General features: G+C 44.2%; 19 protein-coding genes. 17 read left to right on the top strand and 2 right to left on the bottom strand.

The genetic code is table 11. The annotated features are described in order from the left end of the window. Window positions 1–119: 119 nt before the first annotated feature. Window positions 120–878, bottom strand: a complete 759-nt coding sequence (locus GGE08_RS01260) for an SDR family NAD(P)-dependent oxidoreductase (protein WP_179383105.1) — start codon at window positions 876–878, stop codon at window positions 120–122. Between the two features lie 12 nt (window positions 879–890). Then, complete coding sequence (locus GGE08_RS01265) at window positions 891–1,763, bottom strand: aldo/keto reductase family oxidoreductase (RefSeq protein ID WP_179383106.1); 873 nt, start codon at window positions 1,761–1,763, stop codon at window positions 891–893. A gap of 159 nt (window positions 1,764–1,922) precedes the next feature. On the opposite strand from GGE08_RS01265, the gene GGE08_RS01270 reads away from it, so the two are divergent. The 17 genes from GGE08_RS01270 to GGE08_RS01350 all read left to right on the top strand — a co-directional run bounded on the left by GGE08_RS01270 (window position 1,923) and on the right by GGE08_RS01350 (window position 19,992). Next, on the top strand, window positions 1,923–2,924 hold the full coding sequence (locus GGE08_RS01270; RefSeq protein ID WP_179383107.1) for an AAA family ATPase: 1,002 nt from the start codon (window positions 1,923–1,925) through the stop codon (window positions 2,922–2,924). Between the two features lie 69 nt (window positions 2,925–2,993). After that, window positions 2,994–3,860 carry a DUF58 domain-containing protein gene (locus tag GGE08_RS01275; protein WP_179383108.1) on the top strand — a complete coding sequence of 289 codons (867 nt, stop codon included), beginning with the start codon at window positions 2,994–2,996 and terminating at the stop codon, window positions 3,858–3,860. Further along, entirely contained in the window at window positions 3,861–5,522 is a 1,662-nt protein-coding gene (locus tag GGE08_RS01280) for a BatD family protein (protein WP_257023929.1), read from the top strand. It begins immediately after the preceding gene. Further along, window positions 5,523–6,521, top strand: coding sequence for a VWA domain-containing protein (locus GGE08_RS01285; RefSeq protein ID WP_179383109.1), 999 nt, complete (start codon window positions 5,523–5,525; stop codon window positions 6,519–6,521). A gap of 3 nt (window positions 6,522–6,524) precedes the next feature. Then, on the top strand, window positions 6,525–7,571 hold the full coding sequence (locus GGE08_RS01290) for a VWA domain-containing protein (RefSeq protein ID WP_179383110.1): 1,047 nt from the start codon (window positions 6,525–6,527) through the stop codon (window positions 7,569–7,571). Next, window positions 7,564–8,457, top strand: coding sequence for a tetratricopeptide repeat protein (locus GGE08_RS01295; protein ID WP_179383111.1), 894 nt, complete (start codon window positions 7,564–7,566; stop codon window positions 8,455–8,457). Before GGE08_RS01290 ends, GGE08_RS01295 begins: the two co-directional genes overlap by 8 nt. Further along, on the top strand, window positions 8,457–10,244 hold the full coding sequence (locus tag GGE08_RS01300) for a BatD family protein (protein ID WP_179383112.1): 1,788 nt from the start codon (window positions 8,457–8,459) through the stop codon (window positions 10,242–10,244). The genes GGE08_RS01295 and GGE08_RS01300 overlap by 1 nt, the downstream gene beginning before the upstream one ends. A 2-nt stretch (window positions 10,245–10,246) precedes the next feature. Further along, window positions 10,247–11,005 (top strand): SH3 domain-containing protein, encoded by a 759-nt coding sequence (locus tag GGE08_RS01305; RefSeq protein WP_179383113.1) that lies wholly within the window; start codon window positions 10,247–10,249, stop codon window positions 11,003–11,005. A 54-nt stretch (window positions 11,006–11,059) separates the two neighbouring features. Continuing rightward, a complete protein-coding gene (locus tag GGE08_RS01310) occupies window positions 11,060–11,374 on the top strand; it encodes a hypothetical protein (protein ID WP_179383114.1) in 315 nt (104 codons plus the stop codon). 83 nt (window positions 11,375–11,457) lie between these two features. Further along, window positions 11,458–13,041: a SulP family inorganic anion transporter gene (locus tag GGE08_RS01315; RefSeq protein WP_179383115.1), complete on the top strand. Its 1,584-nt coding sequence runs from the start codon at window positions 11,458–11,460 to the stop codon at window positions 13,039–13,041. 9 nt (window positions 13,042–13,050) lie between these two features. Then, the gene (locus GGE08_RS01320) at window positions 13,051–13,677 is read left to right on the top strand and encodes a carbonic anhydrase family protein (RefSeq protein WP_179383116.1); all 627 of its coding nucleotides are present in this window, start codon (window positions 13,051–13,053) and stop codon (window positions 13,675–13,677) included. Between the two features lie 247 nt (window positions 13,678–13,924). Continuing rightward, window positions 13,925–14,608 carry a hypothetical protein gene (locus GGE08_RS01325; RefSeq protein ID WP_179383117.1) on the top strand — a complete coding sequence of 228 codons (684 nt, stop codon included), beginning with the start codon at window positions 13,925–13,927 and terminating at the stop codon, window positions 14,606–14,608. Continuing rightward, a complete protein-coding gene (pheS, locus tag GGE08_RS01330) occupies window positions 14,601–15,620 on the top strand; it encodes a phenylalanine--tRNA ligase subunit alpha (RefSeq protein WP_179383118.1) in 1,020 nt (339 codons plus the stop codon). Before GGE08_RS01325 ends, pheS begins: the two co-directional genes overlap by 8 nt. 9 nt (window positions 15,621–15,629) lie before the next feature. Then, window positions 15,630–16,028 carry a hypothetical protein gene (locus GGE08_RS01335; RefSeq protein WP_179383119.1) on the top strand — a complete coding sequence of 133 codons (399 nt, stop codon included), beginning with the start codon at window positions 15,630–15,632 and terminating at the stop codon, window positions 16,026–16,028. A 275-nt stretch (window positions 16,029–16,303) separates the two neighbouring features. Next, window positions 16,304–17,506, top strand: a complete 1,203-nt coding sequence (locus GGE08_RS01340) for a histidinol-phosphate transaminase (RefSeq protein WP_179383120.1) — start codon at window positions 16,304–16,306, stop codon at window positions 17,504–17,506. Beyond that, on the top strand, window positions 17,506–18,645 hold the full coding sequence (locus GGE08_RS01345) for a permease (RefSeq protein WP_179383121.1): 1,140 nt from the start codon (window positions 17,506–17,508) through the stop codon (window positions 18,643–18,645). The genes GGE08_RS01340 and GGE08_RS01345 overlap by 1 nt, the downstream gene beginning before the upstream one ends. 51 nt (window positions 18,646–18,696) lie before the next feature. After that, window positions 18,697–19,992 carry a Zn-dependent hydrolase gene (locus GGE08_RS01350; RefSeq protein WP_179383122.1) on the top strand — a complete coding sequence of 432 codons (1,296 nt, stop codon included), beginning with the start codon at window positions 18,697–18,699 and terminating at the stop codon, window positions 19,990–19,992.

Raw genomic sequence — 19,992 nt, forward strand, 5'->3', positions numbered from 1 at the left:
TTGAACTTCAGTTCAAAAAAATGTATCGAGAAAAGAATTTTTAATCGCACAAACCACGTTCTCGATACTTTTTCCTTCTGAAAAAACTCGAACTGACAGTTTTGAACTTTAACCATCATCTATGGACTATTTTTCTTCACAATCGTGCTGCTGGCTTGGGCGGTAGGCATTACAACAAGGTCAGCAATGTTTACATGATAGGGTCGAGTGACTACAAACAAGATAATATCGGCAATATCCTCCGGTTTCAAGGGTTGAAAGCCTTGATATACTTTCGAAGCCCTTTCGGAATCTCCTTTGAACCGGACATCACTGAATTCCGTTTCCACCAGTCCTGGATTTACGGCCCCGACCCGGATGCCATAGGCATTTAAATCGATGCGCATTCCTTGGTTGATGGCGTCCACGGCATGTTTGCTGGCGCAATACACGTTTCCATTCGGATACACTTCCTTGCCTGCAGTGGAACCAATATTGATGATGTGCCCTGATTTGCGCTCCACCATTTTAGGAATAATGGCCTTGGACATATACAGCAATCCCTTCACATTGATGTCCAGCATGGCATCCCAATCATCTGGGCTGCCCTTATCAATAGGGTCCAAACCATGTGCGTTTCCCGCGTTGTTGACCAAAATATCGATTTCTGAAAATTCCTTGGGCAAACTGTCGATGGCCAAGAATACATCCTCACGATTTCTCACATCAAAATTGAGCGTGAAAATGGATGTGTCCCTTCCTAATCGGTTCGTTAGCTCCTGCAAACGCTCTTCCCTGCGGCCACAAAGAATCAGATTGAAACCTTGCTTTGCAAAAAGTTCGGCCGTTGCCTTTCCAATTCCACTTGTTGCTCCTGTTATTAACGCTGTTGTTGCCATTGCATTCATTTTCTACGGAACATCGTGCCCTTGGGCCGCCACCAAAAGGGCAAACCAATCTTGAAGTTCCAAATCTATTTTTATGGCCTTTGCGGCCAATTCCATTCGTTTTTTATTCGTTGTGCCGATCACAGGGTGCACTTTGGCCGGATGCTTTAAAATCCATGCCAAAAGCAACTGGCTTTCATCGGCATCATATTTCTCCATCAAAGGTTCCATCGCCGCTTTGATTCGGGCCCCCTGTTCATCATCTTCCCTAAAAAAACTGCCCAAAGGACTCCAAGCCATTGCCATTCTTTTGTTGGCGATGCAATCATCAAAAACCCCATCGTACATAGGGTCGTGATGGGTGAGGGAAAATTCTACCTGATTGCCTTCCACAGGAACGGCCTTTTCTAACATGGCCATTTGTGAGGTGGTAAAATTGGACACCCCAAATTGCTTTATTTTTCCACTGACCAATAAATGGCGTGCGGCTTCAGCTATTTCATTGGGATTCATCAGCGGGCTTGGCCTGTGTATCAAGAAAAAATCCAAGTAATCAGTTTTCAACTTTTTCAAGGACTCCTCCGCTGACCAGATTATATAATCTTTATCATACTGATAATGGTTGATTCGGTTTTTTTTTCTATCCATCAATTGAATACCACATTTGGTAATCAACTGAATAGTTTCCCTTTTGATCCCGCTATCACCAAAGGCAGCTCCAAAATCAGCCTCGGTGGTATATCCACCATAAATGTCGGCATGGTCAAAAGTAGTGAGTCCGCACTCGATGCTGTGGTGCATCAATTCCATCATTTCTTTTTTGGAAAGTTTTTTACCCCAACTCCCCCAGGTCATTGCTCCCGATATCACACGGGAAAATTTCGTTGTCTGTTCCATAAGCGCTGAAAGTATAAAATTAAAGCCTTAAATCCTTCATAAAACTAGGGGTTTAGCGTTTTTTTTAACCATTAATTAACAGGCAGGTTTTAAATAAATTTTCATTTTGCACACCTTAGTAAAAACCCCGACCTTAACACCAAACAATAAAAGTTTACAATGGAAGAAAACACTACTATTGATATTAGTGCTGTGAATGAGAAAATAGCCCAAGAGAGCGCTTTTATTGACCTTTTAAGGGTTGAGATGAACAAGGCCATTGTAGGTCAGAACCACATGGTGGAGCGCTTATTGATCGGTCTATTGGGCAAGGGGCACATCTTGCTCGAAGGTGTTCCCGGACTGGCAAAGACACTGGCCATCAACACCTTGGCAAAAGCGGTAAAAGGCAGTTTTAGCCGCATACAGTTTACTCCCGATCTATTGCCCGCCGATGTGATCGGTACGCTGATTTACAATATCAAGGAAAACGACTTCTCCATTAAAAAAGGCCCCATTTTCGCAAACTTTGTTTTGGCCGATGAGATCAACAGGGCCCCTGCCAAAGTGCAATCCGCACTTTTGGAAGCCATGCAGGAAAAGCAGGTGACCATCGGTGATGAAACCTTTATTTTGGACAAACCCTTTCTGGTAATGGCCACCCAAAACCCTGTGGAGCAAGAAGGTACTTACCCACTTCCCGAAGCGCAGGTAGACCGATTTATGCTAAAAACCGTTATCGATTATCCAAAACTCAACGAAGAGCAACTGATCATCAGACAAAATTTGAGGGGCGCCACCGAAACCGTTAATCCTGTAGTTTCCCTAGAACAAATTCTGAGGGCCCAGGATACCGTTCGGGAGGTATATATGGACGAAAAAATCGAAAAATACATACTCGACCTCATCTTTGCTACGCGATATCCGGAAAAATACAACCTTGGAAACTTGAAGCCATTGATCAGCTTTGGTGCCTCTCCAAGGGGAAGTATCAACTTGGCCAATGCTTCCAAGTGCTACGCCTTTATCAAAAGAAGGGGGTATGTGGTGCCAGAAGATGTGAGGGCCGTGGTACACGATGTACTGCGCCACCGTATTGGAATCACCTACGAGGCCGAGGCAGAAAATATTACTTCCGAAGAAATCATCAACAAGATTGTAAACGAGGTAGAAGTGCCTTAGCGGTTCAATGTTTATCGGAATAAGTAGCAATACTTTAACCAACCCGAAAACCTATTTTTCTTGAACCAAATGGATACAAAGGAACTACTAAAAAAAGTACGCAAAATTGAAATCAAGACCCGACGTCTGTCCGACCATATTTTTGGTGGGGAGTACCATTCTACGTTCAAAGGTCGGGGGATGACATTCAGCGAGGTACGCCAGTATCAATTTGGGGACGATGTAAGGAGTATTGACTGGAACGTGACCGCCCGCTACAACGAACCCTTTGTAAAGGTGTTTGAAGAGGAGCGCGAACTCACCATGATGTTGATGGTGGATGTGAGTGGGTCCGAGTTTTTTGGCACCTCCAATCAGTTTAAAAAAGATATCATCACCGAAATTTCCGCAACACTTGCCTTTTCTGCACTGCAGAACAACGACAAGGTGGGCCTTATTCTGTTTTCCGACGAGGTGGAGCTCTTTATCCCGCCCAAAAAAGGAAAAAGCCACGTACTGCGAATCATACGGGAGTTGTTGGAGTTTCATCCAAAAAGCAGTGAGACCAATATTGCCGAGGCTTTGAAGTTCCTGACCAATGTGATGAAGAAAAAGGCCATCGTTTTTGTGCTTTCCGATTTTATAGCTGATGATTACGACAACACCCTTCGAATTGTGGGCAACAAACATGACGTGACCGGAATTCGGGTCTATGATGAACGGGAAGAATCCATCCCCAATTTGGGTATGGTGCAAATGCAAGATGCTGAAACAGGTGAAATACAATTGGTAAACACCCAATCCAAACAGGTGCGTTCGGCCTACGGGCAACATTACAAGGAAAAAGTGGAATACTTTATCAATTCCTTTAACAAATCTGGATCTGGTGTAATCAATTGTCGGGCGGACGAAAGTTATGTAAAAAAATTATTGGGCTATTTTAAACGGAGAGCATAAATGATAAAGGAAAGTTGCCATACAACAATACACTTGAACAGGGTCCAAAAACTACTGGGCACTTTGTTGTTGTTTTGCCTGCTGCCGTTGCTCGGTTTCTCCCAGACCGAACCCAAGGTAACGGCCGAAGTGGACACCTTGGCCATCAAAATTGGGGAACAAATCCAATATAGCATTACGGTTGAAGCCGATTCCACCGATGTGGTCTTTTTTCCAGAAGGACAAACGTTTTCCCCACTGGAAACCGTCGAAGCGATTATGGCCGATACCCTAAAGCAAGACAGCAAGGTTATCCTGCAAAAAATATACGCCCTTACACAGTTTGATAGTGGTGCCTATACCATTCCACCTCAGCGTATCGCCATCAATGAACAACCCTTTTTTACGGATTCGTTTCAAGTAAAGGTTGCTGATGTGGTTGTGGATACGACCAAACAAAAAATGTACGACATCAAGCCTTTGATGGAAGTGGAAAAGAGCAATGCCGAAATGTGGCTCACCGCTCTTTGGATTCTTTTGGGCTTGATTGTGGTCGGCGGATTGGTGTACTGGTTCTTTTTGCGCAAAAAGCCCTTGACAGAAGAAGAAAAAGTGGCCCTGCTCCCACCTTATGACCGTGCCATTTTGGAACTCAAAAAACTGGAAAACTCCAAATATCTTATCCAAGACGAATTCAAACAATACTATTCCGAGTTAACTGATATTATGAGGTCCTTTTTGGAAGAAGAAGTACATGTGACCGCCATGGAAAGCACAACCTCCGAACTGATTACCAAATTAGAAATGCTGAGGGATGCTGGGGAACTTAAATTGGATGACGATACCATTTTTCAATTCCAAAAAATATTGCAAACTGCCGATTTGGTGAAATTCGCCAAATCCAAACCGGCATCATCCATTGCGGAGCAAGACAGGAAATTGGTGGAGGAAATCGTAACCAAAACCCACGAAGCACTACCTGAACCGACAGAAGAAGACCTGCTATTGGACGAGGAATACCTGAAAGAACTTGCCAAGAAAAAACAGCGCAAGCGTATCTATTGGGCTGCCGCTATTTTTGCCGGTATTCTCATTTTGGGAACTGTATTTTCCGTGACCTATTTTGGTGCCAAGCAAGTACGGGACACCGTATTTGGCTATCCTACCAAAGACCTGTTGGAGGGTGAATGGGTATCCAGTTCGTACGGGTTCCCGCCCATAGAATTGGAAACACCGGAGGTGTTGCTTCGCCAAGAACCGGACATGCCCAAGGAAACCAAAGAATTGATCAAAGAGCTCCAGGCTTTTTCTTATGGTAATTATGCGGGCATCTTTTCGGTGAGCGCCAGTTCCATCACCTTCAAGAACCAAGAGGAAGACCCCAATTTTGAAGCCGTGATAGGTGCTACTTTGACCAATTTTGAGCAACTCGGTCTCAAAAATATCATTACCAAGCAAGAGGAGTTCGTGACACAATCTGGCGTGAAAGGCGTAAAAACCTTCGGAACCGGCACCTTGGAAACGCCCGATGGCGATTCCAAAAGGGCCAAATACAACATCTTGTCGTTTGGTGGCAAAGGTTTTATACAGCAAGTGGTCATTACTTGGGAGGAGGATGATGCCTATGCGGAACAGATTGTGGACCGAATTTTAACCAGTTTAGACGTAAAATTACAGGCGTAAATGTTTGAGAATATAGAATTTGCAAATCCCGAGTTTTTCTGGCTGCTTCTTTTGCTGCCATTGGCTTTGCTATGGTATTTTTTCAAACGAAAAAATGAAATGGCTTCCCTTCGGATTTCCAGTATCAAAGGATTCACGGTCAAAAGTTGGGCTTCAAAACTCAAGCCTATCTTGTTTGCCCTTCGATTGTTGGCCCTAGCTGCCATTATCACTGCCTTGGCCCGACCTCAAACCGAAGACATTTCAACCCGTACCAAAACCACAAAAGGTATCGATATTGTCATGTCCATCGATGTATCATCCAGTATGCTGGCCCGCGACTTAAAGCCCAATCGGCTATCAGCCCTAAAGGAGGTAGCCGCCAAATTTATTGAAGGACGCCCCAACGACCGTATTGGATTGGTCGCCTACGCTGCAGAAAGTTATACCAAAACCCCGATTACCAGCGACAAGGCCATTGTGCTCAATGCGTTGGATGAAATCACCTATGGTGTTTTGGAAGACGGTACCGCCATTGGTATGGGATTGGCCACATCGGTAAACCGCCTAAAGGAAAGTAAAGCCATCAGTAAAGTTATCATTCTTTTAACGGATGGTGTCAATAATTCTGGCTTTATTGAACCAAGAACCGCAGCCGATCTGGCCGTAGGCTTTGGAATCAAAACATACACCATTGGCTTAGGTACGAATGGGAATGCGCTATCTCCCATAGCTTATAATCCCGATGGCTCCTACCGGTACGGAATGCGCCAAGTGGAGATCGATGAGGAACTGCTCAAAGAAATAGCAGAGGTGACCGGAGGAAAATACTTTCGTGCCACCGACAACGAATCTTTGGAGGAGATTTATGATGAAATCAACAAGTTGGAAAAAACAGAGATAGAAGAATTCAAATATTACAAATACGAGGAAAAGTTTAGGCCGCTCATTTTCTTGGCCGGGATTTTATTGTTGTTGGAATGGGGATTGCGAAACTCCATATTTAAAAGTTTTATTTAGGAAATGATCCAGTTTGATGAAAAAATATATTTCTACCTATTGGCCGTTATCCCAGTGATGGCCTTAGCTTTCTTTTTTCTTCAGATCTGGAAACGGAAAACGCAGAAAAAATTTGCCGATACATCACTCCTCAAACGATTGGCACCCAACAAATCCAATTTCAAGTCCACCGTTAAGCTGGTCTTCTTTTTGGGCGGACTTGCCTTTTTGGTCTTGGGCTTGGTGAATCCCAAAATCGGAACAAAACTGGAAACGGTAAAACGGGAAGGTGTAGACATTGTTTTCGCCATCGATGTATCCAAAAGTATGTTGGCCGAGGATATCGCTCCCAACCGTTTGGAAAAGGCAAAGCGTATTGTCTCCGAAATCATCAACCAACTGGCAAGCGACCGAATAGGAATCATTGCCTACGCAGGGCAGGCATACCCACAATTGCCCATTACCACAGATTACGGTGCCGCCAAAATGTTCCTGCAAAGTATGAATACCGATATGCTTTCCTCACAAGGAACGGCCATCAACGCCGCTATTGATTTGGCAAGCACCTATTACGACGATTCCCAGCAGACCAACAGGGTCCTTTTTATTGTGTCCGACGGTGAAGACCATTCAGAAAGCTCCACGATCAATTCCGTGGAAAAAGCAGTGCAAAACGGGATACGCGTGTACACCATCGGTGTGGGAAAAGCAAAGGGTGCTCCAATTCCAATCAAACGAAATGGGGTTGTGGAAAGTTTGAAAAAAGACAATCAAGGTGAGGTGGTCATCACCAAACTGAACGAAACAGTTTTGAACCAAATTGCCAACAGCGGCAATGGGGATTATATTGATGGTTCCAATACCGAAAACGCGGTGGAATACATCAAAGAAGAACTGAACAGAATGGACAAAACCGAATTTGAGGCCAAACAATTCGCCGAATACAAGGACCAATTTCAGTGGTTCCTCGCAGCAGGCTTTTTATTGTTATTTTTGGACATTTTTGTTTTGGACAGGAAAACACAATGGTTGAAAAAACTGAATCTTTTTAATGAACATGATGATGAATAAGATAAAGTTGATGTTTGGACTATTGCTGTGTTTTGGAACCATCCAAGCACAGGACGACATGGTAGAAAAAGCGAACAAAGAGGCCGAAAAAGCCTTGCAGGTTTCCAAAAACCTGACATACGAAGCCAATGAGCAACTTTCTTCCAACGATTTTGTGACCGCTGAGGCGGATTACAGAAGGGCCATTTCCAAAAGTGATAAAAATGCAGCTGCACGGTTCAACCTCGGGAATGCCTACTACAATCGGGAAAGTTTTGGTGAAGCTTTTGGCCGGTACAAACAAGCAAGTGAAGCCGCTGAGGAAAAAGTGGATAAACACAAGGCATTCCACAACATGGGCAACGTATTCATGAAAAACAAGGAGTACGAAAAAGCCGTGGAAGCCTACAAACAAGCACTCCGAAGCAATCCAAATGACGACGAGACCCGCTACAATTTGGCCTTGGCCAAAAAAATGCTTGAAAAACAACAGGACGAGCAAAAGAACGATCAGAACAACGAAGATCAGGACAAAAAAGACCAAGAGAACGAGGACAAGGATAAAAACCAAGACCAGAACAACGAAGGCGGCGACAACGAGAAAAAAGACGAGGGCGACCAAAAAGAGGACGAAAACAAGGACAAGGGCGACCAAGGTGAAAACGGTGAGGACAAGCCCGAGGAAAATCAAGAAGGCGATGGAGACAAAAAGAAAGAGCAGGAGAAAAAGCCCAATGAAGGAGATCAGCCCGACGATAAAAAACAACAACCTAGACCCAACCAACTTTCCGAACAGCAGATTCAAAACCTGTTAGAAGCCATGCAGAACGAAGAGAAAAAAGTACAGGAAAAGATGGAGGCCCGCAAAGTTCGTGGAAAAAAGGTCAAAAACGAGAAAGACTGGTAATGAAAGCGTTAAGGGGCAACATATGGCTTGTTTTGGGAATATTGCTCCTTTCGGGGCTACACTCCCATGCCCAAGACGAAACCGAAAGTATCGAGTTCGTCATGAACTTGAGCAAGGACAAATTGGGGCTGAACGAGCGTCTTCGGGTTGATTTTACCATGAACAAGGATGGCGACAACTTTAAACCACCACAATTCGAAAACTTTAGGGTGGTGATGGGACCTTCCCAATCCATCAGCTCCTCTTGGGTAAACGGAAAGCGCAGTTTTTCCAAAACCTATAGCTACATTTTGGTACCTACGGCAAGGGGAAGTTTTACCATTAATCAAGCAACCATTGAAATTGATGGACAAACGTACAAGACCACTCCACAACAGGTAGAGGTGACCGCTGCAGTGGACAAGCCCAACGACCAAAAGACCGTGGACGATGTGGCGGACGAAAACCTTCATCTGGTAGCTGAGGTTTCCAAAGGAAATCCCTACCTCAATGAAGCCGTTACCGTAGTCTACAAGTTGTATGTGAGTCCAAACATCAGTGTGACCAACTATCGGCCATTGGACAATCCTACCTATAACAATTTCTGGAGTCAGGATATTCCCGTAACCAAGCATACCGCACAAAATGGAACCTATCAAGGTAAACCTTACAGATATGTTGTACTGAAACGTGTGGTGCTCTACCCTCAAAAATCGGGCAAACTGGATATTGAACCCCTTTCTTTGGAGATATTCGTGGACGTCCCCACCAATCGCAGGGACTTTTTTGGTGGAAGAATCTATACCTCTACCAGTAAAACGGTTTCCGCAGGCAGACGAACCATCAACGTAAAACCGCTTCCCGAAGCAGGAAAACCAGCTAATTTTAGCGGCGCCGTAGGTGATTTTGATTTTTCCGTGACTACCAGTAAAACGCAATTGAACGCTTCGGAATCGCTACAGGCGATTGTGGAAGTGTCCGGAAAGGGGAATTTAAAGTTGTTCCAGCTTCCAGAACCAGAGCTTCCCAGTTCCTTGGAGGTATACGACCCCGAATATGATGAGGATATCCGCACCTACAGCAGCGGCATGGAAGGTAAAGTCTCCAACAACTATACCATCGTGCCTTCATTCAGGGGAAAATATCCCATCCCAAGCATCTCTTTCAGCTATTTTAACCCAGAAACGGGTAGTTACAAAACCATCAACTCAGAAGAAATCAATATTGAAGTGATCGAGGGTCCTACGAGCGGAAGCGCCGCTGCAGCTAGTCCAGCAGCCAACAAACAATTGGTGGTGCCCACAGGCGAGCAATTTCATTTTATCCATATCAACCCGAACTTATCGCCAATTCAAGTGAATCGGTTTTTCGGGTCAAAGCTGTTCTTTATCCTATTGTTTGCCCCATTATTGTTGATTCCCATCGCCATATTTGCGTTCAAAAAGAGGGAGGCCATTGCCAGTGATGTGGAAGGAAACAAAATAAAGCGGGCCAACAAGCTAGCCAGAAAATACCTGTCTACTGCCAAAAAGGAATTGGGCAATAAAGAAGCTTTCTACGTGGCCTTGGAAAAAGGTCTCCACAACTATCTGAAAGCTAAATTGCATATTGAAACCTCAGAATTCAGTAAAGATAAAATCACGGGTATTCTATCCGACAAAAAAGTGGAAAAAGCGGATATTGACGGCTTCATAAGTTTGCTTACCAGCTGTGAAATGGCGCGGTACAGTCCTTTTTCCAACGTGCAGATGCAGCAGGATTATGAAAAAGCAAGTGAAGTAATCTCTAATTTGGACAAACAGTTATGAGCATGAAAAAGATGGTCTTTTTACTTTGCCTCTTCTCCCTGAATTTTGGGTTTGCCCAAAACGAGATCCTTTTTGATGAGGCAACCGAACTGTACAATAATGGGGAATATTCCAAAGCCATAGAAAACTACAAACAGATTTTGGAAAATGGGCAGCATTCCGCCTCTCTCTATTTTAATTTGGGCAACAGTTATTACAAACAAAATGCCATAGGGCCCAGCATCTATTACTACGAAAAAGCCCTATTGCTATCCCCGAACAATGAAGAGATCAAAAACAATCTGAGGTTTGCTGAGAATATGAGGCTGGACGCCATTGAGGAAATGCCAAAAACGGAGCTTTCCAAGCTATATTCGGCGGTTATAGGCATGTTTACCTTCGATCAATGGGCCTATTTAGCAGTGGCGTTGGTGTTTTTGTTCGTCATGGCATACATGGCCTACTACTTTCTTGGGACGGCAAATCAGAAAAGGGCCGCATTTATTTCCGGTATATTTGCCCTAGTATTGGGGGTGCTCAGCATACTGATGGCCTATCTCAACTTTCAATCCTTTAAAAGCAATGATCCTGCCATTGTGTTCAGCAAGGAAGTCAACGTGAATGCAGAGCCCAACAATAATAGTGCTCCCGTTTTCACCCTCCATGAAGGCACCAAGGTAAACGTACTGGAGGAACTCGATGATTGGAAAAGAATTCGGATTGCTGATGGCCAAACTGGTTGGCTGGAGGCCGAGAATGTCAGGAAAATCAGGGACTTTTAGGCCAAAACACCCCTGCCTTGTTTAATATTCTGTATTTTTGGCAAAAATTCGTTTGTGCTAAAAAATGTACTCCATGCCATTATTTCCCTAGTGCTGATATCCGCTTTAACGGTATCACCGCTCATCCCATTTCTGGACAAAGAATTGGGAAAGACCATGGTAATCGGTGCTGCGGAGGAGGAAAACAATGGCAACAACGGGGAAACGAACAAGAAATTTGACGAAATCGACGCCTACATCAAATACTATTTGGAACTGGCCAACAACCCTGTTTTTCAGCAACAGAACCAAGATGATATAGGCTATTTACTTCCTATTTCTGATTATATAGTGGAAATATTAGATCCCCCTCCCAGAAAATTGACATAATTCTTCGTACTTTTTTAATTCAATTTTTAAACATCTTCTATCCATAACCTAACCAGTATAGAGGAACAAACGTACATTATAACATGTTCAAGCATTTAAAAAATGACTTACCTGCGAGTATCGTAGTATTTTTCGTGGCACTACCCTTGTGTTTGGGTATTGCTTTGGCCAGTGGGGCTCCCCTATTTTCCGGGCTCATTGCGGGTATTATCGGTGGAATCGTTGTGGGGGCGCTCAGCGGTTCACAAATTGGGGTCAGCGGACCGGCTGCTGGTTTGGCAGCCATCGTTTTGACCGCCATCGGAACCTTAGGAGGCTATCAAAACTTTTTGGTGGCCGTAGTTTTGGGCGGTATCATCCAGTTGATATTTGGCTTTCTAAAAGCTGGGGTGATTGCCTATTATTTCCCTTCATCCGTAATCAAGGGGATGTTGACCGGAATTGGTATCATCATCATTCTGAAACAAATACCTCACTTTTTTGGGTACGATGCAGATCCCGAAGGAGATTGGGCCTTTTTTCAAGTGGATGGTGAAAACACCTTTAGCGAAATCATCAACAGCATCAACTACATTAGTCCCGGTGCAACCCTGATTGCCGCTATTGGTTTGGCCATTTTGATTCTATGGAGTCAGGTATTGACCAAAAAATCGAAAATCTTTGAGTTGATACAAGGCCCTTTGGTGGCCGTGGTCATCGGCATCATCTACTTTAGCGTTACACAGGGAGATGCCACTTGGGGAATTTCTGCGGAGCATCTCGTTACGGTCCCCGTTCCTGATAGCTTTCAATCCTTTCTTGGTTTTTTCAGTTTTCCCAACTTCTCCGCCATTGGCAACACAGAAGTGTGGGTCACCGCCTTCACCATAGCGCTGGTGGCCAGTTTGGAAACCCTACTTTGTGTAGAAGCAACCGATAAACTAGATCCTGAAAAACGGACCACCCCTACCAATCGTGAGCTGATCGCCCAGGGGGTTGGGAATACACTTTCGGGTTTAATCGGGGGGCTTCCAATAACACAGGTTATTGTGAGAAGTTCGGCCAATATTCAATCTGGCGGTAAAACCAAATTAGCAGCCATAATCCATGGATTCTTTCTGTTGGGCTCAGTTATTTTAATTCCGACACTGCTCAATATGATTCCGCTGTCCGTATTGGCGGCCATTTTATTTGTGGTAGGCTACAAGCTTGCCAAACCAAGTCTGTTTAAAACGATGTACCAAGCCGGCTGGAAACAGTTTGTGCCCTTTGTGGTGACCGTGGTAGGTATCGTTTTTACCGATCTTTTGGTAGGAATAAGCCTTGGCCTTGGTGTTGGTATCGTGGTGGTTTTGATCAAAAGTTACCAAAACTCCCACTTTTTGCACATTGAGGAAAGCGATGGCGGCAGACATCAAATAAAAATGACCCTTGCCGAAGAGGTTACCTTTTTCAACAAAGGAGCTATCCTAAAAGAATTGGACAGTATTGCCGAAAACACCTATCTCACTTTGGATGTGAGAAAAACACGGTATCTGGATAACGATATCGTAGAGATTCTCGAGGATTTTTCGAGCAAGGCCAAAAACAGAAACATCGACATCAAAATTATTTCCGAAAAAGGAGAGGTTGAAAATCCTGATAGTTATATCGAATTTTTTAATCTAAGACCCAAAAAAACAGCATAACCTAAACATATGAAGGCACATACCAAAGAAACGCAAGCCACAATGACTCCTGCAAAGGCAATTCAGTTTTTAAAGGAGGGAAACGAGCGTTTTCAACAAAATTTAAAAGCACATCGAAACCTATTGGAGCAAGTAAACGATACCAAGGATGGTCAATTTCCATTTGCGACCATTCTAAGTTGTATCGATTCCAGAGTTTCTGCAGAGCTGGTTTTTGATCAAGGCCTAGGAGATATTTTTAGCATACGGATTGCAGGAAACTTTATCAACCAAGATATTCTGGGCAGCATGGAGTTTGCTTGCAAACTTGCAGGAACCAAGGCCATTGTGGTACTGGGACACACCAGTTGCGGGGCCGTAAAAGGCGCCTGCGACCATGCCCGTCTCGGTAACTTGACCAGTTTGATCAATAAGATTGAGCCTGCGGTGTACGCGGTAAAGGAACCTAAGGACGAGTCTTTGAGGAACTCCCAAAATTTGGAGTTTGTGGATGCCGTGTCCGTTAAAAATGTTGAAATGGCATTGGAAAACATTAGAAACCAAAGTGTTATCCTAAAAGAAATGGAGGAAGATGGTGATATTGCCATTGTAGGTGCCATGTACGATATTTCGGATGGAAGCGTAACATTTTTGTAATTCCCGGCAACATTTCTTAAAAGAAAAGAGGCTGTTTAAAAAGCGGTACTATTTGAACTTTGTCAAGTTGAGCGCAGTCGAAACCCATTGATTACCAATGTGTCTTAAGTTCTCGACTGCGCTCGAACTGACAGGCAAACCGCTTTTTAGACAGCCTGTTTTTGGTTTAAAATTTAGCCTGAGAGGCGTTGGTATCTGCTTGGCAATATGTATTTTGGCCTGAAACCATCATACCTTTATACCCAATATGAAATTTCCAAATGATTCAGGCCCCATTTATTTGGAAACCACCCAAGGCGGGTTTCCCGTGGAGCCGTTCAATACATTTAGCAATACTATTTTTTTGCTATTGATCATCTACTGGAGCTTGCGGGTGTACAGAAATCCTGGACAGCATCGATTCTTGGCTTGGGTACTTCCCGTTATCGGAGTTAGCTACATTGGGGGCACGGTGTATCACGCTACCCGTAGCCACGAGTTTTGGCTTCGGTTGGATTGGATGCCCATTATGCTGCTTTGCGCTTCTTTGGTGATTTATTTTATATGTAAACTCGTTCACAAGTGGTGGCAGCGCTTGGTGTTTATCGCACTATTGCTGAGCGCCTCCATTTTACTACGGATTCTTCCCATGCCTCAGGGTTGGAGGATTTCCCTTGGATACCTAATCACTGCTGCTACAATCCTTATTCCCATAACATGGTATTTGGCAAAAACCAAAGGAAAAAATATAGGTTTGGTGTTGACCGCTTTTATCATTTTTGGAGTTGCGCTTTTTTTTAGAAGCATCGATCTTCATCAAACATTATTTCCCATGGGCACCCATTGGTTGTGGCATTTGTTCGGTGGAATTGCAGTACATTTCCTAATTGCCTATTTATTCAAGGACAATTTGCTAAATTTGTCCGCCAATAGCGCAAGCCATCATGATTGATACCATTAAGGAACATATCGCCGAAGTTGAAAAATTTACTTCTAGCTCCATAGATGAAATCGAAGCCTTCCGAATCAAGTATTTGGGTAAAAAAGGACTTTTGAACAGTTTTTTCGCTGAATTTAAAAATGTGCCCAACGAGCAGAAAAAAGAGTTCGGCATGGTTGTCAATCAATTGAAAACCGTTGCGGCCGAAAAGGTCAACGCCTTAAAGGAAGCTCTAGAAAACCAGACCGAGGCCAGTGGAAAATATGGCGACCTCACACGTCCCGGCGAACCTGTTGAGATTGGTGCACGACACCCCATTTCAATTGTAAAAAACCAGATTATCGATATCTTTTCACGGATCGGCTTCAATGTGTCCGAGGGACCAGAGGTGGAGGACGATTGGCACAATTTTACTGCATTGAATCTTCCCGAATACCACCCAGCGAGAGATATGCAGGACACCTTTTTCATTCAAACCGATCCAGATATTTTATTGCGCACCCATACTTCATCCGTTCAGGTGCGGTACATGGAGGCCAATAAGCCGCCCATTCGTACCATTTCCCCGGGAAGAGTGTACCGAAACGAGGCCATCTCAGCGCGATCGCATTGCTTTTTTCATCAGGTAGAAGGGCTTTACGTGGACAAAAACGTATCCTTTGCCGATTTAAAGCAGACCTTGCAATATTTTACCTCCGAAATGTTCGGGAAATCAAAAATACGCCTGCGTCCCTCTTACTTCCCGTTTACCGAACCCAGCGCAGAAGTGGACGTGTACTGGGGATTGGAGACCGAGACCGATTACCGGATGACCAAAGGTACCGGATGGCTCGAAATCATGGGCTGTGGAATGGTAGACCCCAACGTGCTTAAAAATTGTGGCATAGACCCCGAAGTATATTCTGGGTTTGCCTTTGGAATGGGAATTGACCGTATTGCACTCCTGCTGCACCAAATTTCCGATATTCGTTTGCTCAGTGAAAATGATGTGCGTTTTTTGGAGCAGTTCAAAAGCGCCTTTTAACCGCATTCCATGAAAAAGGATATTGAAATTCCCGTAGCCAAGGATGTATATGTTGCTGTGATTCGTGAGTGGAACGAAGAATTTTTGTCCAAAGACTGGAATGCCTACCTCATCAATAACCGTTCGGATACCATTGAGATGACCATTGTGGTCTCCAAAGGATTTGACGGCGACAAAAAAACATCCACCATGCGCCATGGCATAGGCGTTTTGGGACCAAAATCCTTTAAAAAAATCGAATTGCTACAGGAAGAGGTGTTGGCGCTCAACAATGAATTCTTTGTGACCTTTTTTGCTGAAAACAAGCTCTTTGAAAAAAGATGCCTGTTCCCTAAGCACACCATTAAAGAGAATCAACTTCGCACAATTCCCATTATAGACAAGGAAGGTATTCTTTCGGAAGATTAATGGTTTGCTGATGACAGAATGCCAAAAAGCATCCAAATAGGCGAACACATCATCCAACAACTTTTATCCCGTCCTAATTATTCGTTTATCTGGCTGGCGTACGCCCACAACATCATCAAAAAAGCCCATTTTTGAGATACAGATACTATCAATTTTATAAATAACCTGCGAATATTTTAATAAATTCTTCTTTAAGGGCCTGATTTTTATGTTTTTAGCGTTGTTTTAAGCGGAATGATCGCGTAATTTTAAGTTCTTCTTAAAACTAAAAACCAATGGGAACTACATCAACCAACATTAACAGACGCGATTGGATCAGAAAAAGCATGCTTACCGCTGGAGGCGCAATGGCATTACCTTACATAGGATTGGCCGAGAGACCAAAGGCCCCCTTAACCCTTGACAGAGAGGGAAATGCGGTTTACAGTCCGTTTTTTAAGGAATATCTGCCTAAGCCAGATGCTTTGTTTCCTGAACTGGAAGCCAAGCTAAATGCCAATGAAAATCCATATGGACCATCACCAATGGCCCTTGAAGCTTTCAAAAGTTCCGCTTCGGGAGGAAATAGATACGCATGGAGGGAACTGTTCCAACTAGTGGACAAAATCGCTGATTTTGAAGGCGTAGAAAGCAAAAATATTATGATGGGACCCGGTTCTTCAGATTTGTTGGAGAAAACGGCCATGGTTTTCTTTATGAACGGTGGCAATGTTGTTTCTGCCGATCCAGCTTATATGTCGCTCATTCAAGTAGCGGAATCTGTTGGTGCCAGCTGGAAGCCAGTCCCACTCAAGGAAGATTGGTCGCACGACCTTAAGGCGATGGAGGAAGCAATCGACGATGATACCAAACTGGTCTATATTTGTAACCCCAACAACCCAACGGGTTCTATGACGGACCATAAGGAATTGGTGGATTTCTGTTCACGCGTATCCGAAAGGGTTCCTGTTTTTGTGGATGAAGCCTATCTATGGTTCTTGGATGAAGGAGCCAAAAAGAGTATGGTATCCTTGGTGAACGAGGGCAAGGATGTTATCATAGCAAGAACTTTTTCCAAAATTCATGGGATGGCCGGTTTGCGTGTCGGATACATCGTTGCTTTGGAAGAGACTTTGAACAGACTTCAAAAAATAACAAGGGGAGGCATGGGAATTTCCTTGCCCTCCGTATACGCAGCCATGGCGGCCATGGACGATGCGGCCTTCCTAGAAAAATCAAGGAACCTAAATGCCGAGTGCAGGGAGTATGTGTATCAAAGCCTGGAAAAGATGGGCATTACTTCCTATGTTCCGTCATCCACAAGCTTTATCATTTTTCCTATTGAAATGGAAGGAAGAGCGTTTTTGGAGCAAATGACCGAGTTAAAGGTGGGCGTTCGTGCTTTCCAGTTTATGGACCAAAACTGGTGCCGTGTAAGTATGGGAACCATGGACGAAATGAAAACCTTTACCGCTGCACTCGATAAAGTGTTGGCATAGTGGACGTAGGGATTCAAAAAACCATCGTTTTTCTGTTCTTTATCTTCATTGGGATTGTACTTAAGGTGAAGTTCAAGTCCAAAGAGGAGATTACGGGCATAAAAAAAATCATTCTGAACTTGGCCCTGCCAGCGACCATCTTCATTGCGTTGTTGGGGGTCAAGGTAGAACTTCATTTGCTGCTATTGCCCTTATTGGCCCTTGGGCTCAACTTGATCTTGTTCTTTGCCATGCCGTTTATTCTGCCCCTTATGGGCATTGGAAAAGGCACGTCGGATTATAGAACAGCAAGATTGTTGGTGCCATCACTAGCGCCGGGACTTTCATCGTTTCCTTTTATTTTGGAATTCTTGGGTGATCAATACTTGGCCAAAGCCGCTATGTCCGACCTTGGCAATAAAGTGTTCGTGCTCTTCTTTTTGTATTTGGTGGCCATGAATTGGCATTATGGGCTTCAATCCAGTGAAAAAAGAAAAGGGGGAACCAAACTAAAGCCCTTGATAAAGGCCATGGTCTCGGAGCCGGTGAACGTATTTATTGGAGCAGCCTTGGTTTTGTTGGCTTTTGGGGTAAGCATGGACTCCCTACCGTTCTTTTTGAGCGAGACCTTGGAGAAACTGAGCTTAATTATGACACCGCTTGTGCTGCTTTTTATCGGACTTGCGGTAAAAATCAAAAGAAAGCAGTTCATTCAGATTTTTTCACTGCTGTGTACCCGGGCAGGTTTGGTCCTCCTTATATCTGGGACCTTTGTCACTCTTGCAGGCATTGAAGCACCAAAGGAAATCCTCTTGACCATGGCGTTTGGACTAAGCGCCTGCAGTTTCTGGCCTTATGCACATATCGCGGCCGTAGATAGTTTGGAAATGGACCAAAAACCCCACAAAAGAACCTTTAACAGTGATTTTGGGGTGGCCATACTGGCCTTATCATTCCCCTTGTCCACCATCTTAATCTTGGCTACATTGAACAGCGGAACCCTTTTTGCAAACCCATTGATGATTTTTATGGTTTCAGGTGTCCTATTAGCCGTTGGGTTTTCCATTCCTTGGCTCAGCGGAGTACACAAAAAAAAGTGGTCTGCCCAAAAGCTCATGGATCGTGAAATACAAGCTGCAACGGCGGAAAAAGCCGCTTAAATAGCAGACATAGTCCGCTAAATTGTTACCTTTCAGGAAAACCAAACCATTATGAAGTCAGTATTCTTCCCATTATTGGCCATTTTATGCATTGGTATCACCACTGCGCAACAATCCCCGATAAAGGTTGACCAAGACCGACTTGAGGACAGGATTTTCAAGCTGGCCGAATTCGGATTGCAAGAAAATGGTGAAACAGAACGTGTTGCCTTTAGCGATGCCGATATTGAAGCACGCAACTGGGTGATACAAACCCTAAAGGGTTTGGAGATGGAGGTTCAGGTGGATGCTGCGGGAAATATTATCGGGACACGAAAAGGTACCGACGCCACTAAAAAACCCATTGCCTTTGGTTCCCATATTGATAGGGTTCCCAATGGGGGCAACTACGATGGCTGTTTGGGTTCCATGGCGGCTTTGGAAATTATCGAAACGCTAAATGAAAACAACATAACAACCGAACATCCTTTGGAAGTCATCATTTTTCCGAACGAAGAAGGTGGTGTGATGGGCAGTAGGGCCATGGCCGGGAATCTGGGCAAATCAGCCTTTCCCATTGTCAATGCTACCGGATATTCCATGGGCGAAGGTATCATGAGAATAGGAGGAGATACCACAAAAATTGAAAGCGCAAAACGTGAAAAAGGTAGCTTAGCCGCTTTTTTGGAGCTTCATATTGAACAAGGAGGCAAGCTGGAAAAGGAGCAATTGGACATAGGTGTGGTAGAAGGAATCGTTGGACTGAATTGGTGGGATGTCGTATTCACCGGTTTTGCCAACCATGCCGGCACCACTCCCATGAATGCGCGACAAGATGCATTGTTGGCCGCAGCCAAATATATTGTTGCCGTAAATGAGATTACCAATAGTTTTGAAGGCACCCAAGTAGGTACCGTAGGGCGAATAAAGGCAGAACCTGGCGCTCCGAACGTAATTCCTGGTAAGGTAGTGGCCAGCTTGGAAATACGTGACCTCTCCTCCGAGGTCATCCAGAAAGTGTACAACGCCATTAAAGAGAAAACTGAGGAGATTGCGGAAGCCTCCAACGTATCCGTAGAGTTTTTGCCGTTGGATACCACTGCAGAACCTGCCCTGACCGATACTAAGATTCAAAAAGAAATTGAAAGCTCTGCCAAGGCATTGGGATTAAGCTACCAATATATGCCCAGTGGTGCCGGCCATGATGCACAGGATATTTCCCGTTTTGCACCAGTAGGGATGATTTTTGTTCCCAGCAAGGGAGGCATCAGTCACTCGCCCAAAGAATTTACGTCAGCAGAAGATATGGCCAATGGTGCCAACGTTCTGCTCCATACTATTTTGTCTTTGGATAAGAAGTTGGATTGA

It is taken from the genome of Allomuricauda sp. ARW1Y1 (assembly GCF_013407935.1).
Lineage (GTDB): Bacteria > Bacteroidota > Bacteroidia > Flavobacteriales > Flavobacteriaceae > Flagellimonas.

Bases quoted from the DNA above. Each gene is read 5' to 3' on its own strand.
- GGE08_RS01260 (WP_179383105.1), bottom strand. From the start codon at position 878: ATGGCAACAACAGCGTTAATAACAGGAGCAACAAGTGGAATTGGAAAG.
- GGE08_RS01265 (WP_179383106.1), bottom strand. From the start codon at position 1,763: ATGGAACAGACAACGAAATTTTCCCGTGTGATATCGGGAGCAATGACC.
- GGE08_RS01270 (WP_179383107.1), top strand. From the start codon at position 1,923: ATGGAAGAAAACACTACTATTGATATTAGTGCTGTGAATGAGAAAATA.
- GGE08_RS01275 (WP_179383108.1), top strand. From the start codon at position 2,994: ATGGATACAAAGGAACTACTAAAAAAAGTACGCAAAATTGAAATCAAG.
- GGE08_RS01280 (WP_257023929.1), top strand. From the start codon at position 3,861: ATGATAAAGGAAAGTTGCCATACAACAATACACTTGAACAGGGTCCAA.
- GGE08_RS01285 (WP_179383109.1), top strand. From the start codon at position 5,523: ATGTTTGAGAATATAGAATTTGCAAATCCCGAGTTTTTCTGGCTGCTT.
- GGE08_RS01290 (WP_179383110.1), top strand. From the start codon at position 6,525: ATGATCCAGTTTGATGAAAAAATATATTTCTACCTATTGGCCGTTATC.
- GGE08_RS01295 (WP_179383111.1), top strand. From the start codon at position 7,564: ATGAATAAGATAAAGTTGATGTTTGGACTATTGCTGTGTTTTGGAACC.
- GGE08_RS01300 (WP_179383112.1), top strand. From the start codon at position 8,457: ATGAAAGCGTTAAGGGGCAACATATGGCTTGTTTTGGGAATATTGCTC.
- GGE08_RS01305 (WP_179383113.1), top strand. From the start codon at position 10,247: ATGAAAAAGATGGTCTTTTTACTTTGCCTCTTCTCCCTGAATTTTGGG.
- GGE08_RS01315 (WP_179383115.1), top strand. From the start codon at position 11,458: ATGTTCAAGCATTTAAAAAATGACTTACCTGCGAGTATCGTAGTATTT.
- GGE08_RS01320 (WP_179383116.1), top strand. From the start codon at position 13,051: ATGAAGGCACATACCAAAGAAACGCAAGCCACAATGACTCCTGCAAAG.
- GGE08_RS01325 (WP_179383117.1), top strand. From the start codon at position 13,925: ATGAAATTTCCAAATGATTCAGGCCCCATTTATTTGGAAACCACCCAA.
- pheS (WP_179383118.1), top strand. From the start codon at position 14,601: ATGATTGATACCATTAAGGAACATATCGCCGAAGTTGAAAAATTTACT.
- GGE08_RS01335 (WP_179383119.1), top strand. From the start codon at position 15,630: ATGAAAAAGGATATTGAAATTCCCGTAGCCAAGGATGTATATGTTGCT.
- GGE08_RS01340 (WP_179383120.1), top strand. From the start codon at position 16,304: ATGGGAACTACATCAACCAACATTAACAGACGCGATTGGATCAGAAAA.
- GGE08_RS01350 (WP_179383122.1), top strand. From the start codon at position 18,697: ATGAAGTCAGTATTCTTCCCATTATTGGCCATTTTATGCATTGGTATC.